15 protein-coding genes are annotated in these 15350 nt (G+C 69.7%); 12 read left to right on the top strand and 3 right to left on the bottom strand.

Annotated features, from left to right (window positions below; genetic code table 11):
• Positions 1-46: 46 nt before the first annotated feature.
• The 4 genes from PGH47_RS02175 to PGH47_RS02160 all read left to right on the top strand — a co-directional run bounded on the left by PGH47_RS02175 (position 47) and on the right by PGH47_RS02160 (position 3474).
• Complete coding sequence (locus tag PGH47_RS02175; RefSeq protein ID WP_271661947.1) at positions 47-826, top strand: alpha/beta fold hydrolase; 780 nt, start codon at positions 47-49, stop codon at positions 824-826.
• A gap of 81 nt (positions 827-907) precedes the next feature.
• Positions 908-1270 carry an ArsR/SmtB family transcription factor gene (locus PGH47_RS02170; protein WP_271661946.1) on the top strand — a complete coding sequence of 121 codons (363 nt, stop codon included), beginning with the start codon at positions 908-910 and terminating at the stop codon, positions 1268-1270.
• Positions 1263-1922: an SRPBCC family protein gene (locus PGH47_RS02165; RefSeq protein WP_271661945.1), complete on the top strand. Its 660-nt coding sequence runs from the start codon at positions 1263-1265 to the stop codon at positions 1920-1922. The genes PGH47_RS02170 and PGH47_RS02165 overlap by 8 nt, the downstream gene beginning before the upstream one ends.
• Positions 1923-2091: 169 nt before the next feature.
• On the top strand, positions 2092-3474 hold the full coding sequence (locus tag PGH47_RS02160) for an endo-1,4-beta-xylanase (protein ID WP_271661944.1): 1383 nt from the start codon (positions 2092-2094) through the stop codon (positions 3472-3474).
• A gap of 58 nt (positions 3475-3532) precedes the next feature.
• On the opposite strand, the gene PGH47_RS02155 is transcribed toward PGH47_RS02160, so the two are convergent.
• Positions 3533-4231, bottom strand: a complete 699-nt coding sequence (locus PGH47_RS02155; protein ID WP_271661943.1) for a lipoprotein — start codon at positions 4229-4231, stop codon at positions 3533-3535.
• 93 nt (positions 4232-4324) lie between these two features.
• Here PGH47_RS02155 and PGH47_RS02150 point away from each other — a divergent pair, with 93 nt between their 5' ends.
• Positions 4325-5116, top strand: a complete 792-nt coding sequence (locus tag PGH47_RS02150) for a maleylpyruvate isomerase N-terminal domain-containing protein (protein ID WP_271661942.1) — start codon at positions 4325-4327, stop codon at positions 5114-5116.
• Positions 5117-5161: 45 nt separating this feature from the next.
• Here the strand turns inward: PGH47_RS02150 and PGH47_RS02145 are convergent, their stop codons facing one another.
• On the bottom strand, positions 5162-5788 hold the full coding sequence (locus PGH47_RS02145) for an NADPH-dependent F420 reductase (protein WP_271661941.1): 627 nt from the start codon (positions 5786-5788) through the stop codon (positions 5162-5164).
• Between the two features lie 221 nt (positions 5789-6009).
• Here PGH47_RS02145 and PGH47_RS02140 point away from each other — a divergent pair, with 221 nt between their 5' ends.
• Complete coding sequence (locus tag PGH47_RS02140) at positions 6010-6657, top strand: class I SAM-dependent methyltransferase (protein ID WP_271661940.1); 648 nt, start codon at positions 6010-6012, stop codon at positions 6655-6657.
• Between the two features lie 75 nt (positions 6658-6732).
• Here PGH47_RS02140 and PGH47_RS02135 read toward each other — a convergent pair whose 3' ends face one another.
• Entirely contained in the window at positions 6733-7680 is a 948-nt protein-coding gene (locus PGH47_RS02135) for a methionyl-tRNA formyltransferase (protein WP_271661939.1), read from the bottom strand.
• Positions 7681-7917: 237 nt separating this feature from the next.
• On the opposite strand from PGH47_RS02135, the gene PGH47_RS02130 reads away from it, so the two are divergent.
• From PGH47_RS02130 to PGH47_RS02105, 6 genes are all read left to right on the top strand, one after another.
• Positions 7918-9273: a lysine N(6)-hydroxylase/L-ornithine N(5)-oxygenase family protein gene (locus tag PGH47_RS02130; protein WP_271661938.1), complete on the top strand. Its 1356-nt coding sequence runs from the start codon at positions 7918-7920 to the stop codon at positions 9271-9273.
• Between the two features lie 30 nt (positions 9274-9303).
• The gene (locus PGH47_RS02125) at positions 9304-10362 is read left to right on the top strand and encodes a FecCD family ABC transporter permease (RefSeq protein ID WP_271661937.1); all 1059 of its coding nucleotides are present in this window, start codon (positions 9304-9306) and stop codon (positions 10360-10362) included.
• A gap of 53 nt (positions 10363-10415) precedes the next feature.
• On the top strand, positions 10416-11498 hold the full coding sequence (locus tag PGH47_RS02120; RefSeq protein WP_365101978.1) for a FecCD family ABC transporter permease: 1083 nt from the start codon (positions 10416-10418) through the stop codon (positions 11496-11498).
• A gap of 25 nt (positions 11499-11523) precedes the next feature.
• Positions 11524-12363, top strand: a complete 840-nt coding sequence (locus PGH47_RS02115; protein ID WP_271661935.1) for an ABC transporter ATP-binding protein — start codon at positions 11524-11526, stop codon at positions 12361-12363.
• A 112-nt stretch (positions 12364-12475) separates the two neighbouring features.
• Complete coding sequence (locus tag PGH47_RS02110) at positions 12476-13534, top strand: iron-siderophore ABC transporter substrate-binding protein (RefSeq protein WP_271661934.1); 1059 nt, start codon at positions 12476-12478, stop codon at positions 13532-13534.
• Between the two features lie 2 nt (positions 13535-13536).
• On the top strand, positions 13537-15324 hold the full coding sequence (locus tag PGH47_RS02105; protein WP_271661933.1) for an ABC transporter ATP-binding protein: 1788 nt from the start codon (positions 13537-13539) through the stop codon (positions 15322-15324).
• Positions 15325-15350: the final 26 nt, after the last annotated feature.

Here is a 15350-nt window from a genome sequence, read left to right as displayed (position 1 = left end):
GATACCGTACCGGTCAGTAACCAAAACGCATTCCAGGAGGCCACCCATGCCGCAGCTCGAAGTCGACGGCGCGACGCTGACGTACGACGACGAGGGCCCCCGCGACGGCGAGGGTGTGCCCCTGGTGTTCGTCCACGGCTGGACGGCCGACCGGCACCGCTGGGACCACCAGATGACCCACTTCGCCGAGAAGCGGCGGGTCGTCCGGCTCGACCTGCGCGGACACGGCGAGAGCACCGGCGCCGGAGCGCGCCGGGTCGACGACCTGGCCCGGGATGTCCTCGCCCTCCTCGACCACCTGAAGATCGAGCGGTTCGCGATCGTCGGGCACTCGATGGGCGGCATGATCGCCCAGACCATCGCGCTCGCCCACCCCGAGCGGGTCGAGCGCATGGTGCTGGTGAACTCCATAGGGAAGATGGCCTACAACCGCGGCCGCGCCCTGCTGATGGCCGCCTCGACGCTCGTCCCCTTCAAGCTGTTCGTCGCCACCAACATCCAGCGCGCCTTCGCCCCCGGCTACCCGCGTGAGGAGATCCGCGAGTACATCCGCGCCTCCGCCGGCACGCCCCGCGAGGTCGTCATGACGCTCTACGGCGCCATGCGCGCCTTCGACGTCCTGGACAGGGTCGGCGAGATACAGGTGCCGACCCTCATGGTGCACGGCTACCACGACATCCAGCTGCCCCTCGCCCAGATGCTGCGCATGGCCAAGGCCTATCCGGACGCGGTGGTCCGCGTCCTGGACGCCGGTCACGAACTGCCCGTGGAGAAGCCCGCCGAACTGACGACGGCACTCGACCGCTTCCTCATCGAGCACGCGTAGGCGGAAGGCCGGGGCGATCGGGCCCCGGCCCGTTCATGCGCCTTATTTAAGTGTTGCCTTATATAAGTGGAGGCTGGCATAGTGAGGGCCGTGCACGCTTTCGATGTGCTGGGTGATCCGGTACGGCGCCGGATATTGGAGCTGCTCGCCTCGGGTGAGCAGGCATCGGGCGACATCAGTGCCGTGATCCAGGACGAGTTCGGGATCTCTCAGCCCGCCGTGTCGCAGCACCTGAAGGTGCTGCGCGAGAGCGGCTTCGCGTCCGTGCGGGCGGAGGGCACGCGACGGCTGTACGCCGTCGACGCCGAGCCGCTGCGGGAGGTGGACGCGTGGCTGGAGAGATTCCGCGGTTTCTGGGAGCAACGGCTCGACGCCCTCGGAACGGAACTCGCGCGAGGCAAGCGCGAACGCAGACTGAGAAGGGAAGCGAACGAGGATGAGTGAGATCGTCGACGAGTTGAACCGCCTGCACCGGCAGGTCGGGGTACGGCAGGTCGACGCGGGCGAGGCCCGCACGGTGCTGCTGCGGCGCACCTACGACGCCGACCTCGCCGACGTGTGGGACGCGGTGACGTCCCCGGAGCGGATCAGCCGCTGGTTCCTGCCCGTCAGCGGGGAGTTCAAGGTCGGCGGACGCTATCAGCTGGAGGGCAACGCCGGTGGCGAGATCCTCGAGTGCCAGGAGCCGGACCGGCTGCGGGTGAGCTGGCTGTACGGGCCCGACCCGGGCTTCAGTGAGGTCGAGGTGCGCCTCACGCCGGACGGCGACGAGCGGACCGTGCTGGAGCTGGAGCATGTGGCCGTGGTGCCGGAGGGCTTCTGGGGGCAGTTCGGCCCGGGCGCGGTCGGCGTCGGCTGGGACCTCGGTCTCCTGGGGCTCGCCATGCATCTCGCCGGCGGCGGGATGAGCAAGGAGGAGAGCGAGGCCTGGCAGATCTCGGACGAGGGGAAGGCGTACGCGACGCGCTCCGGCGAGCTGTGGGGCGAGGCCTACGCGGCCTCGGGCGAGGACGAGCGAACAGTGGCGACGACCACCGCGGCGACGATCGCGTTCTACACGGGGACGGCCGCCGAGGGCGGCGGCGATCAGTCGTAGTAGCCGTCGAAACTTTCGAACCCTGCGCAACGGTTACTGGACAGGTCTTCTTGAGCCAATCGTGCTTTGCGGATGTGGCGTCTGTTGACGATGGAGACCGGCGCTCCTAGGGTCTGCCGCGAAATTCGGAAATGACTCCGAAACTTTCGACCTCGAAGAAGGGGACGAGATGGTGACCCGCACATCCATCGATCCGCCTCCCGAGCGCCGGCCCCGGCGCTCGCGCGTCCGCACCGCACTGGCCCTCGGCCTGGCCGGCCTGCTCGGAGCGGCCGGCGTCGGCGCCCTCACCGGCACCGCGCAGGCCGCGAGCACCCTCGGCGCGGCGGCAGCCGAGAAGGGCCGCTACTTCGGCGCCGCCGTCGCCGCGAACCACCTGGGGGAGAGCGCGTACGTCTCGACGCTCAACACCGAGTTCAACTCGGTGACCCCGGAGAACGAGATGAAGTGGGACGCCACCGAGGGCACCCGCGGCACCTTCACCTTCGGCTCCGCCGACCAGGTCGTGAACCACGCCCAGGGCCGGGGCATGAAGGTCCGCGGCCACACCCTGGTCTGGCACTCGCAGTTACCGGGCTGGGTCGCGGGACTCGCCACCGCCGACCTCAGATCGGCGATGAACAACCACATCACCCAGGTCATGCAGCACTACAAGGGCAAGATCCACTCCTGGGACGTCGTCAACGAGGCCTTCCAGGACGGCGGCAGCGGTGCGCGGCGCAGCTCGCCCTTCCAGGACAAGCTCGGCAACGGCTTCATCGAGGAGGCGTTCCGTACCGCCCGGGCCGCCGACCCGGCCGCCAAGCTCTGCTACAACGACTACAACACCGACGGCGTCAACGCGAAGAGCAATGCCGTCTACAACCTGGTCAGGGACTTCAGGTCCCGTGGCGTGCCGATCGACTGCGTCGGATTCCAGTCCCACTTCAACAGCGCCTCGCCGGTCCCCTCCGACTACCAGGCCAACCTCCAGCGCTTCGCCGACCTCGGCGTGGACGTGCAGATCACCGAGCTGGACATCGAGGGGTCGGGCACCGCACAGGCGAACAGCTACACCAATGTGGTGCGCGCCTGTCTGGCCGTCTCGCGCTGCACCGGCATCACCGTCTGGGGCGTCACCGACAAGTACTCCTGGCGCGCGAGCGGAACGCCCCTGCTGTTCGACGGCAACTACGCCAAGAAGCCGGCGTACACAGCGACGCTGACCGCTCTCGGCGGCTCCTCCTCCGGTGGCGGTACACCCGGCGCCGCGTGCACGGCGACCTACAGCAAGGCCGAGGAGTGGAGTGACCGCTTCAACGGCAAGGTGACCATCACCGCGGGGAGTTCGGCGATCAGCGCCTGGAGCGTGAATGTCAAGGTGACCTCCCCGCAGAAGGTCTCCACGACCTGGAACGGCACGCCCAGCTGGGACAGCAGCGGCAACGTCATGACGATGAAGCCGAACGGCAACGGCAGCCTGGCCGCCGGAGCTTCCACCAGCTTCGGCTTCACCGTCATGAAGAACGGCAGCAGCGCCGCCCCGGCGATCGGCGCCTGCACGGCGTCCTGACCGGCACCGGGTGGTTCGGGTCCGGCGCGGGCGCCCGCGCCGGACCGCAGGGTGTCGCTCAGCCGACGCGCAGGGTCCGCTTGGCGAGCTCGTACGCCGGCAGCATCGCCCGGTGCTCGTCGGTGTCCATCCCGCCGAGGTGGATGACGACGGGCCCCCGCTCGGTGGTGACGGCCACCGCGGACTCTTCCTTCGTCTCTTCCAGAAGCTCGCTCGTGACGAGGTACTTGACCTCCGCGCCGGACGAACCGCCCGCCTCGAAGGTGCTGTATTTCGCCTTGCTCGCGCCGTTCTCCGCCGCCACGAACTCCTTCAGGACGGCGCGTGCGTCGTCGTCACCGGGCTTGCCGGTCCAGACGCGCAGGAAGCCGATGTTCCCCGCCGGCTTGGCGTCGACCTCGCAGGCGGCCGTGACCGGGCCCTGGTGCAGGAGCGCGTCGGCGACTTCCTGGGCCAGCTCGCTGTCGGGCTCTGCCGAGGCGTCACCGCCGTCGGTCCCCGTGTCGATGGCCTCCGCCTCCCAGTCCTTCGCGATGTCGAAGGTGACGGGAAGCGGGCACGCCGACCCGGCCGCGCCGATCGTGCCCCCGCTCTTCACCGCCGTATCGCTCGCGTCCGCCGTCGCGTCGGCCGACGCCGAAGCGCTCGCCGACGTACGCGCGTCGTCCTGCGCCGCCCCCGAACAGCCCGTCAGTACTCCGGTCAGCAAAGCCACCTGGGCCAGCCGACGCCGTACGGATCCCGCCCCCACCAGCATTTTTTGTTGCTCCCCTCCCGATCTTGCTCAGGCGGCACACAGTATCCGAGACCACCGACAGGGCCGGTCGTGACCCTGCGGCATCATGAGGTGATGACCTCGCTGACCTTCGAGCGCCACTGCGACGAGATCGTCTCCCAGACCGAACGGCTCACGGCCCATGTGCGCGGCGCGGACCTGACCGCCCCGGTGGTCACCTGCCCCGGCTGGAATCTGGGGCAGTTGCTGCGGCACGTGGGCGGCGACCACCGCTGGGCGGAGGAGATCGTGCGGACCCGGGCCACCGGTCCCGTCCCCGACGACCTGGCCAACGACCTCGGCGCGTACACCGACGAGGACGCCGCCGTCCTGGTCCCGTGGCTCACCGAGGGCGCGGAACGGCTCAGTGCCGCCCTCCGCGCCGCCGGTCCCGACGCCCTGGCGTGGAACCCCTCGGCGGACCGGTCGGCGCCGGTGGCGTTCTGGGCGCGGCGCATGACGTACGAGACCGTCGTGCACAGGGCCGATGCTGCCCTCGCCGCCGGTGCCCGGTTCGACCTCGACGGCGAACTCGCCGTCGAGGCGGTGGAGGAATGGCTGGAGTACTCCGTCTTCCCCGAGGCGTTCGAGCCCCGGCCGGACCTGCCCGATCTGCTGGGCCCCGGCCGTATGCTCCACTTCGACGCGACCGACGCCGGTGAATGGGTCGTCGACCTCACCGGCGAGCGGCCCGCCTGGCGCACCGGGGCCGACGGGGCGGCCGCGACCGCACGCGGTCCGGTGACCGACCTCCTGCTGTATTTCTACAAGCGGCCGGCGCCCGCGGTGGAGACGAAGGGCGACACCGCGCTGCTCGACCTCTGGCGGACTCGCGCGGGCTTCTGGCTGGAGGCGCCGGAGGCGTGAGCCGGCCGGTGGCCCGTCCGCCACCTCGACCGCCGGACGCCCGAGTCAGCCGGCGGCCCGCGTGACCACCTTGATGTTGAAGGCGTGGGCGCCCAGACCGTTCGCGATGCCCATGAAGAGCAGCGCGAAGTGCTCCTGCCCCCGTGCGGTGGTGATGCCCCCGATGTCCAGCTGGGACGACTCGGGCCAGCCGAGGTCGGTGAGCAGCCGGCCGGTGATCCGCTTGGCCTCGGCGTCGTCGCCGGACAGGAAGACGGTGCTCGGGCCGTCCAGGCCGTCCGGGGCGATCATGACGGTGGAGTCCATCGTGCACAGCGTCTTGACGACGGGGGTCAGGGGGAACGCCGCCTGGATCAGTTCCGCGAGGCTGCTGTTGGGGTGCGTGAGCTCGGTGTAGTCGTCGGTGAGACCGACCCCGATGTCGATCAGAGGCTTGCCGGCCAGCGCCGACGTGCCGATGGCCTGCAGAAGTTCCACCGAGGCCGTCCCCGGGGTGGCGTTGACGAGTACTTCCGCGTGAGCGGCCGTCGCGCTCAAGTCGGCGACCGGCAGCCCGAGTTCGGTCCGTTCCTCCGGCTTGCGCGAGCCGAGCAGCACGTCGTGCCCCGCGGCTCGCCAGCCCTGGGCCAGTGCTCGTGCGACGTTGCCGGTGCCAAGGAGTCCCATACGCATGGCTCGACGCTAGGCGGGGGCGCGGGGCCCGCGAATCGGGCCGCGGGCCCAGGTGGCTCGGCACCAAGGTCGTAGTCCTGAGGTCCCGGTTCCCGGCGGTTTGCCGAACCGGCAAGGCCGTTTGTCGGTTTCCGCGGCGTCCCGCAGGCTTCTTCGCAGTGGACCCGACGGACCCCGCGCCCGTGCGGTCCCGCCACGACACCTGCGCATCGGGAGGCGACATGACCGAGACCCACCCCTTGAAGGCCGACGAGTTCTGGGAGGCCCGTTACCGCGACGGCGGCCGGCTGTGGAGCGGCCGGCCCAACAAGCTGCTCGTCCGCGAAGCCTCCGACCTGGCCCCGGGCAGCGCCCTCGACCTCGGCTGCGGCGAAGGGGCCGACGCGGTGTGGCTCGCCTCGCGCGGCTGGCGGGTCACCGGCGTCGACATCTCCCGCACGGCGCTGGAGCGGGCCGCCGGGCACGCCGTCGAGGCCGGGGTGGGGGAACGTGCCGGATGGGAACGCCATGTGCTGGGCGAGACGTTCCCCGAGGGCTCGTTCGATCTGGTGAACGCGCAGTTCCTCCAGTCGCCGGTCGAGTTCGACCAGCGGACCGTCCTGCGGCAGGCGGCGCAGGCCGTCGCGCCGGGCGGCACCCTGCTGATCGTCATGCACGCCGGCTGGCCGTCCTGGCAGAGCGAGCCGCCCTTCGAGGCACAGTTCCCGACCCTGGACGGCGTACTCGACGAACTCGCCCTGCCGGAGACCGACTGGACCGTGGAGACGGTCGAGGCCGTGCGCAGCGTGAGCGTGTCGCCCGAGGGCGTGGAGGGCTTCCGGGACGACAACGTCTGGCGCGCTCGCCGGGCTCACACCTCCCGCACCTGACGGCCGGCCCATGACGCGGACGAGCGCCGCCGCGCGGACTGGGATCCGCGCGGCGGTGGTTCTCGTGGGGCCGGATCAGGGACGGCTCGTCAGGTAGCCGCCCATGGTGGTGAAGTACTCGGTCGCACCCAACTCCCGCCCGTCCTCGGTGCGGACACGCGTGATCGCCAGACCATGATTGCGGCCGGTACGGGCGTCGGCGCCGGCGACGATCACCACGCCGTCGCCCTCGCGGTAGAAGATCCGGCCGGGCGTGCCGCCGTAGAGGCCCTGGGAGACCTCGGCCGCCAGTACTTCGAGCCGCCTGCCCTTGTGGAAGGTGAACGCGCTCGGGTACGGCTCGGACTGGGCGCGGATCAGGCGCTGGAGGTCCTCCGCCGGCCAGGTCCAGTCGATGCGGCTGTCCTCGATGGACCGCTTGTGGAAGAAGCTGGCCTTCGACCGGTCCTGCTTGGTGAACTCCGTCTGTCCCGCGGCGATGAGGCCGAGCGCGCCGATGGTGACCGGGGCGATGAGGTCGACGGTCTTGTGGAACAGGTCGGTTGCCGTGTCCGTCGGGCCGACCGGCACCGCCTCCTGCCGGACGATGTCACCCGCGTCGAGTTCGTCGTTCATCATGTGCGCGGTGACGCCCACTTCGGGTTCGCCGTTGATCAGGGCCCAGATCAGGGGCGAGAAGCCGGCGTACTTCGGCAGCAGCGAGTCGTGCACGTTCAGCGTGCCGTGGCGCGGGAGGTCGAAGATGCGCGGCGGGATCCAGGTCCGCCAGTTGTTGGCCACGATGATGTCCGGATCGGCCTCCTTGAGGCGCTCGAACAGCTCGTCGTCGTCAGGGCGGTTGCGGATCACCACCGGGACGCGGTGCTCCTCGGCGAGGTCGGCGACGGAGTCGCTCCAGATCTTCTCGTAGGCGTGCTCGCTCCTGGGGTGCGTGACGACCAGGACCACGTCGAGTTCGGAGTCCAGGAGGGCTTGAAGGGTGCGATGCCCCCAGGTCTGGTAGCCGAACATGACGACCCGCATGGGCTTCCTCCTCAAAGCAGGGACTGACCGAGAGAAGTAAAGCAAGGCTTGCCTTAGTGCACAACGGGCCCATGCGGGCTCGCAGTTGAAGTGGCGGTCCTCGGAGCCGGGCCTATCGACAGCTCCACAGGATTAGCTTAGGCTCACCTAAGTTCCCGGTTCGCCGCTCTGTCAGCGTGCCCGCTCCTCGTACTTTCCCGCGCCTGACAGGCGACTGCCCCGCACGATGGGAGAGACATGTCACGGGTTCTTCCTGGTGACGCAACATCGGTTCACGACCTCATTGGCATCGGTTTCGGACCGTCCAATGTCGCCATGGCGATCGCGCTCAGCGAGCACAACGCACAGGCCCTGCAGCACGAGGTGATCACGGCTCGGTTCTTCGAGCAGCAGCCCTCCTTCGGCTGGCACCGCGGCATGCTCATCGACGACGCGACCATGCAGGTGTCCTTCCTCAAGGACCTGGTGACGCTTCGGAACCCGGCCAGCGATTTCAGCTTCCTCTGCTACCTGAAGAGCAAGGGACGCCTGATCGACTTCATCAACCACAAGAACCTGTTCCCGCTGCGGGTGGAGTTCCACGACTACTTCGAGTGGGCCGCGGCCAAGGTCGAGGACATGGTCTCCTACGGCCACGAGGTCGTCGGCGTCGCACCCGTCGTCCGTGACGGGACCGTGGAGTACCTGGAGGTGACGGTCCGTTCGGGCGAGGGTCTGGTCGTCCACCGGGCCCGCAACCTCGTCATCGGAACCGGGCTGCGTCCGCTCATGCCGGAAGGGGTGGAACGGGGGGAACGCGTCTGGCACAACTCCGAATTACTCGCGAAGGTCGACGAGTTGGAGGGTGTGTCACCCTCCCGTTTCGTCGTCGTGGGCGCCGGGCAGAGCGCCGCGGAGAACGTGGCCTACCTGCACCGCCGCTTCCCCGAGGCCGAGATCTGCGCGGTCTTCTCCCGCTACGGATACAGCCCCGCCGACGACAGCAGCTTCGCCAACCGGATCTTCGACCCCGGGGCGGTCGACGAGTACTTCGCGGCCCCCGAGAGCGTCAAGCGCCGGCTGATGGACTACCACGGCAACACGAACTACTCCGTGGTGGACATCGATCTCATCGACGACCTGTACCGGCAGATGTACCAGGAGAAGGTCCTCGGCAACGAGCGGCTCCGCTTCCTGAACGTGTCCCGCCTCACCGACGTCAAGGAGACGCCGGACAAGGTCCGCGCCACCGTGACCTCACTCGTCACCGGCGACGAGACACCCCTCGACGCTGACGTGGTCGTCTTCGCGACCGGCTACAGCCCAGCCGACCCCCTCGGCCTCCTCGGTGAGGTCGCCGACCACTGCCTGCGCGACGACGAGGGCCGCGTCCGCGTCGAGCGCGACTACCGCATCGCGACCGACCTCGATCTGCGCTGCGGCATCTACCTCCAGGGCGGCACGGAGCACACCCACGGCATCACGTCGTCCCTGCTCTCCAACACCTCCATCAGGGTCGGCGAGATCCTGGACTCGCTCCTGGACCGTGGCCGCAAGTCCGCCTCCGACGAGGCCCGGACGGTCGTTGACGGAACCGGCAGCACCGCCCGCTAGTCCGCGATCAAAGGGATAACGTACGTCCACATGGGCACGACTGCACTGGAACGCCCCACGTCCAGGGGCACAACACAGGCCCGTCGGCGGCGGGTTGTGGGTTTGAGCACGCTGGTGGTGCTCCTCGTGATCGCGGGAGCGGTGTCGTTGGCTGTCGGTGCGCGCGCGTTGAGTCCTGCCGACGTGTGGCACGGCCTGTTCGCGGCGCCGGACTCCGACCAACGGCTCACCGAGATCAGGCTCATCGTGCAGACGGTGCGCGTTCCCCGGACGGTGCTCGCGATCGTCGCGGGCATCGCCCTGGGCGTCGGCGGGGCACTGATCCAGGGGTACACGCGCAACCCGATCGCCGACACGGGCCTGCTGGGGGTGAACACCGGTGCCTCGTTCGCGGTGGTGGCGGCGATCGCCCTGTTCGGGTTCGACGACCCGTTCCAGTACGTCTGGTTCGCCTTCCTCGGGGCCGCGGCCGCCGGTGTCGTCGTGTTCGGGCTGGCGAGCATCGGCAGGGGTGCCGGCAATCCGTTGACCCTCGCGCTGGCCGGGCAGGGGGTCGCGGTGTTCCTCGCGGCGATGACGACCGCGGTCGCCCTCGGGGACAAGGAGTCGCTGAACGCGCTGCGGTTCTGGAACGCGGGATCCGTCGCCGGTGTCGGCTTCGACGTCATCTGGCCGGTGACCGGGTTCATCGTCGTCGGGCTGATGCTGGCGGTCACCACGCTGCCCGCCATCAACCTCCTCAACCTGGGCGACGACGTGGCGCGGGGGCTGGGCGTGAACATCGCGCTGAGCCGGACCGTGGGAATCGCCGCCATCACCCTGCTGGCGGGAGCGGCGACGGCGGCGTGCGGCCCCATCGCGTTCCTCGGACTCATGGTCGCCCATGTGGCCCGCTATCTGACCGGACCGGACTATCGCTGGCTGGTGCCGTACGCCGGTCTGCTCGGAGCCGTCATCCTGCTGGCCTGTGACATCGTGGGCCGCCTGGTGGTGCGACCGGGCGAGTTGGACGCGGGAGTCCTCGTGGCTCTCCTGGGCGCCCCCTTCTTCGCGGTTCTGGTGTGGCGCGGAAAGTTCAAGAGCGCATGAGCGGCAAGGACTTGAGGGCGAGCGGGCCGGGCACGCAGCCGGACGGGGCGGAGATGCGGCCGAACCTTCAGGACACGAGGCCGGCGACGACGCCCGGCGTACGCCTTGGGACCGTGTCGTTCGTCTGGCGCCCCTGGAACGTGCTCATCACCGTGCTGCTGGCCGCCGCGGCCTTCCTGGTGTTCTGCCTGTCCATCGGCATCGGGGACTTCCCCATCGGCCTGGACCAGGTGATCGCCACGCTTCTCGGCCGGGGCGAGCAGGTCGACGAGTTCGTCATCATGGACCTGCGGATGCCGCGTGCCCTGGCCGGACTCGTCGTCGGGATCGCGCTGGGCGTGTCCGGGGCGATCACACAGTCCGTCGCCCGCAACCCGCTGGCCAGTCCCGACATCCTCGGGATCACCGGGGGCGCCAGCGCGGTCGCGGTGTTCCTGGTGACCGTGTCCGGTGGGACCGCCGCGGCGGTCGTCAACGCCGTGGGCCTCTCCGCGGCCGCGCTCGCGGGCGGGCTCGGCACCGGACTCCTGGTGTACTTCCTGGCCTGGCGGCGCGGGATCGACGGCTTCCGGCTCATCCTCATCGGCATCTCGGTGAGCGCCGTGATGGAGGCGATCACCACCTGGCTGCTGGCCACGGCCGACATCAGGGACGTGGCCCGGGCCCAGGCGTGGTTGGTCGGTTCGCTGGACGGCCGGTCGTGGGACGAGGTCCGGGTGGCGATCTGGGGAACGCTCGTCCTCCTGGTCGTGGTCGGTGGTGTCTCCTTCCAGTTCAAACCGCTGCACCTCGGCGACGACGTCGCCGCGGGCCTGGGCGTGCGGTACACGAGGGTGCGGGCCGTGTTGTTGCTGTGCGCGGTCCTGCTGGCCGGCGTGGCGGTGAGCGCCGCGGGTCCGGTCCCGTTCGTCGCGCTGGTGGCGCCGCAGGTCGCCATGCGACTGGTGAGATGCCCGACGCCGCCGATCGTGGCGTCCGGCGTGGTGGGCGCCCTGCTGCTGATCGGCGCGGACCTGGTCGCGCGCACGGCACTGCCGATCGGCCTCCCGGTCGGCGTGGTCACCGCCGCGATCGGCGGTCCCTTCCTTGTCCATCTGCTGGTGCGTGCCAACCTCAGACAGTCGGAGCAAGGGTGAACAAGCCTGAACGGAGGGGGACCCTGTGGGGGCTCAGCACACTGTGACCGAGGTCGCCTCGGCGGTCGACGCGACACGGCTGGCGGCCGACGGCGTCAGCGTCGGGTACGGCGCCCGGACGGTCATCGAGGATCTGGACGTGGCGATCCCGTCCGGGGTCGTCACCACGATCATCGGGCCCAACGGCTGCGGGAAGTCCACCCTGTTGCGGACACTGTCGCGGCTGCTCAAGCCGACCAGGGGGACGGTCGTCCTGGACGGTGACGACATCGGCAGGCTCAGGACCAGGGACGTCGCGAAGAAGCTGGGCCTGCTGCCGCAGGCGCCGGTCGCGCCGGATGGGCTGACGGTGGCCGACCTGGTGGCCAGGGGACGCCATCCGCACCAGAGTTGGCTGCGGCAGTGGTCGTCGGACGACGCCGCCGTCGTGGAGCGCGCGCTGGCCATGACCGGGGTCTCCGACCTGGGCGACCGCCCGGTCGACTCGCTGTCCGGCGGACAGCGTCAACGCGTCTGGATCTCCATGACGTTGGCCCAGGGCACCGACCTGCTGCTGCTGGACGAACCGACCACCTATCTCGACCTCGCGCACGCGATCGACGTGCTCGATCTGGTGGACGACCTGCACGAGTCGGGGTGCACGGTGGTCATGGTGCTCCACGACCTCAACCTGGCCACGCGCTACAGCGACAACCTCGTGGTGATGAAGGAGGGTTCGATCCTGGCGCAGGGTCACCCGCGTGACGTGATCACCGCCGAACTGCTGCACGAGGCGTTCGGACTGCGCGCCATGGTGATCGACGATCCGGTGGGGGACCGGCCCTTGATCGTGCCGATCGGTCGTGCACACGTTCAACTCCCTTAGACCGTATTGAAGTTGGAGAAGTTAGGCTAGGCTTACCTCATCCGCTCGCGCTAAGGTTTGCCTGCCCTTAGACGGGGGTGCAGTGGAAAGCACGAAAGCAAGGGGAATGCGGATGCTCCTCACCCGAACGACGCGTATGAAGCCCTGGCGGCGGACGGCGGCCGTCCTGTCCGCCGCAACCGTCAGCGTCGCCCTCCTCGCGGGATGCGGTTCCGACTCGTCCGACTCCTCGGACGACGCGGGCAACAACGACTCGACAGCGGCCGCCGGCGTATTCCCGGTCACGGTGGAGCACGCATTCGGATCCACGAAGATCACCAAGACCCCCGAACGGGTCGTCACCGTCGGCTACACCGACGACCAGACCGTCCTCGCGTTCGGCATCAAGCCCGTCGGCATGACCGACCAGTACCCGAACCCCGCGGGCCAGAGCCCCGACATCAACACCCAGTGGCCCTGGACGAAGGACAAGTGGGGCGACACCAAGCCCGAGGTCATCATGAAGAACGGTGACTCCGGCCCCAACTTCGAGAAGATCGCCGCCCTGCGCCCCGACCTGATCATCGCCGTCTACTCCGAGGTCGACCAGGCCGCCTACGACAAGCTCTCCAAGATCGCTCCGACGGTGGGCCGTACCAAGACGGAGAAGGAGCCGTTCAGCGCGCCCTGGCAGGACAACGCACTCCAGATCTCCAAGGCTCTCGGCAAGGCCGACGAGGGCGAGAAGATGATCGCGGACGTGCAGGACCAGCTCGACACGGCCAAGAAGGCACACCCCGAGTTCGGCAAGGAGACCGCGGTCGCGCTGTCCTGGTACGAGAACTCGGTGGCGCCGTTCACCTCCACCGACGTACGCGGACGGCTGGTGTCGGGCATCGGCTTCAAGTACCAGACCGAGATCGACAAGGCCGCCGGCGGCAGCTTCTACACCAAGCTGTCGCCCGAGCGCATCGACCTGGTCGACGTCGACCGCGTCTTCGTCATCAACGACAAGGCGGACACGGAGGCGCTGAAGAAGTTCAAGCTGTTCACCAACCTGGACGCGGTGAAGAACGGGAAGGTGTCGTACCTGCTGGACAGTGAGGGTCCGGCGGTCGGCGCGGCCATCTCGCAGGGCACGCTGCTCTCCATGCCGTACGCGATCGACGAGCTCGTCAAGTCGGTCGGTTAGGTGTGAGCAGCACCGACACGCGCGTCGCCCCGGCGACCCTGCGCACGGCGACCGGACGCGAGGCCACCCGATGGGTCGTGGCGCACTGCCGCGAAGTGCCCTGGCTGACGGTCGCCACCGTGCTCACCACGGTGGCGGGGGCGGCGCTCCAAGTCCTCCCCCTGCTCCTGCTCGGCCGTGTCGTCGACGGTGTGGTCGAGGGCGAGGCACGCTCCATCCTGGTCACGATCGGGGCGTTGATGGTGGCCGCCGCACTGCTCGGCGCGGCGGCCACCGCGGTGTCGACGTACCTGATCGGGCGCCTGGGCGCGGACCTGCTCGCACGGCTGCGCGAGGGCGCCGTCCGCGCGGTGCTCGGGATGCCGAGCGCACGGATCGAGCAGGTCGGCCGGGGAGACGTGCTCTCCCGGGTCGGCGACGACGTGGCCGTCATCTCCAAAGGCATCCGGACGGCCATCCCCACGGTGTTCTCGGCGGGCGTTCTCGTCGTCATCGCCACGGTCGGCATGTTCGGCCTGGACTGGCGGCTCGGACTGGCCGGAGCGGGCGCACTGCCCGCCTACGCGCTGGCCCTGCGCTGGTACCTGCCCCGGTCCGCCCCGCTCTACCAGCAGCAGCGGGCCGCTCAGGCCGACCGTGCGCAGGCACTCATCAGCGGTCTGAACGGCATCGACACGGTCCGGGCGTACCGCCTGGAGGGCGCCTTCCGCGCGAAGGTGACCGAGGAGTCGTGGCGGGTGCGCGACCTCGGTATCGAGGTGTTCCGGTTCTTCGGCCGCTTCGTCGGCCGGGAGAACCGCGCCGAGTTCATCGGACTGACCCTGATCCTCCTGGTCGGATACGCCCTGTTGGAGACCGACGCCGCCACCCTGGGCGAGGTCTCGGCGGCCCCGCTGTTGTTCCACCGGCTGTTCGTCCCGCTCGGCGCCATCATGTTCACCTTCGACGAGGCACAGAAGTCGGGCGCGAGCCTGACCCGCCTGGTCGGGGTGCTGGAGGAGCCCACGGAGGGCCGGCTGGTGGGTGACACGGCCGTCGAGGCGGCCGGCGCCGGAGCGTACCCGGTGACGGTGGAGGGGCTGACGTTCCGCTATCCCGGCGGCGAGGAGCCGGTCCTGCGGGACGTGAGCCTGAGCATCCCGGCCGGCGGCTCGCTCGCACTGGTGGGGGCGACAGGCGCCGGGAAGACGACCCTGGCCGGGCTGATCGCGGGCATAGGGACCCCGCAGGCCGGGTCGGTGCGGATCGGCTCGACCGACCTCGCCGGACTGGACGAGGCCGGGGCACGGGCCCTGGTGAGCATCCTTACGCAGGAGACGCACGTGTTCTCCGGGCCGCTCGCCGACGACCTGCGCCTGGCCGCGCCGGCCGCGACCGACGCCGAGCTGATGGACGCGCTGCGCACCGTCGGCGCCGAAGGGTGGGTCGAGGCGCTGCCGGACGGAGTGCAGACGCCGGTCGGCGAGGGCGGTGAGCGCCTGGACGTCACCAAGGTCGCGCAGATCGCCCTGGCCCGCCTGGTGCTCGCCGGGTCACCGGTCGTGGTGCTCGACGAGTCCACGGCGGAGGCGGGCAGCGAAGGCGCCGCCGAACTGGAGCGGGCCGTGCTGGCCGCATGCTCGGGCCGCACCACGCTGTTCGTGGCGCACCGGCTGACCCAGGCGATGGCGGCCGACCGGATCGCCGTGCTGGACGCCGGACGCGTCGTGGAACAGGGCACGCACGACGAACTGGTGGCTCTGGGCGGCCGGTACGCACGACTGTGGCGCGCCTGGCGAGAGGGCAGTTGAGCAACCCCTGATCCGAGTTGGGCCGA

This window comes from Streptomyces sp. HUAS 31, from assembly GCF_028198125.1.
Taxonomy (GTDB): Bacteria; Actinomycetota; Actinomycetes; order Streptomycetales; family Streptomycetaceae; genus Streptomyces; species Streptomyces chartreusis.
This window is presented reverse-complemented; position numbering and strand designations above follow the sequence as displayed.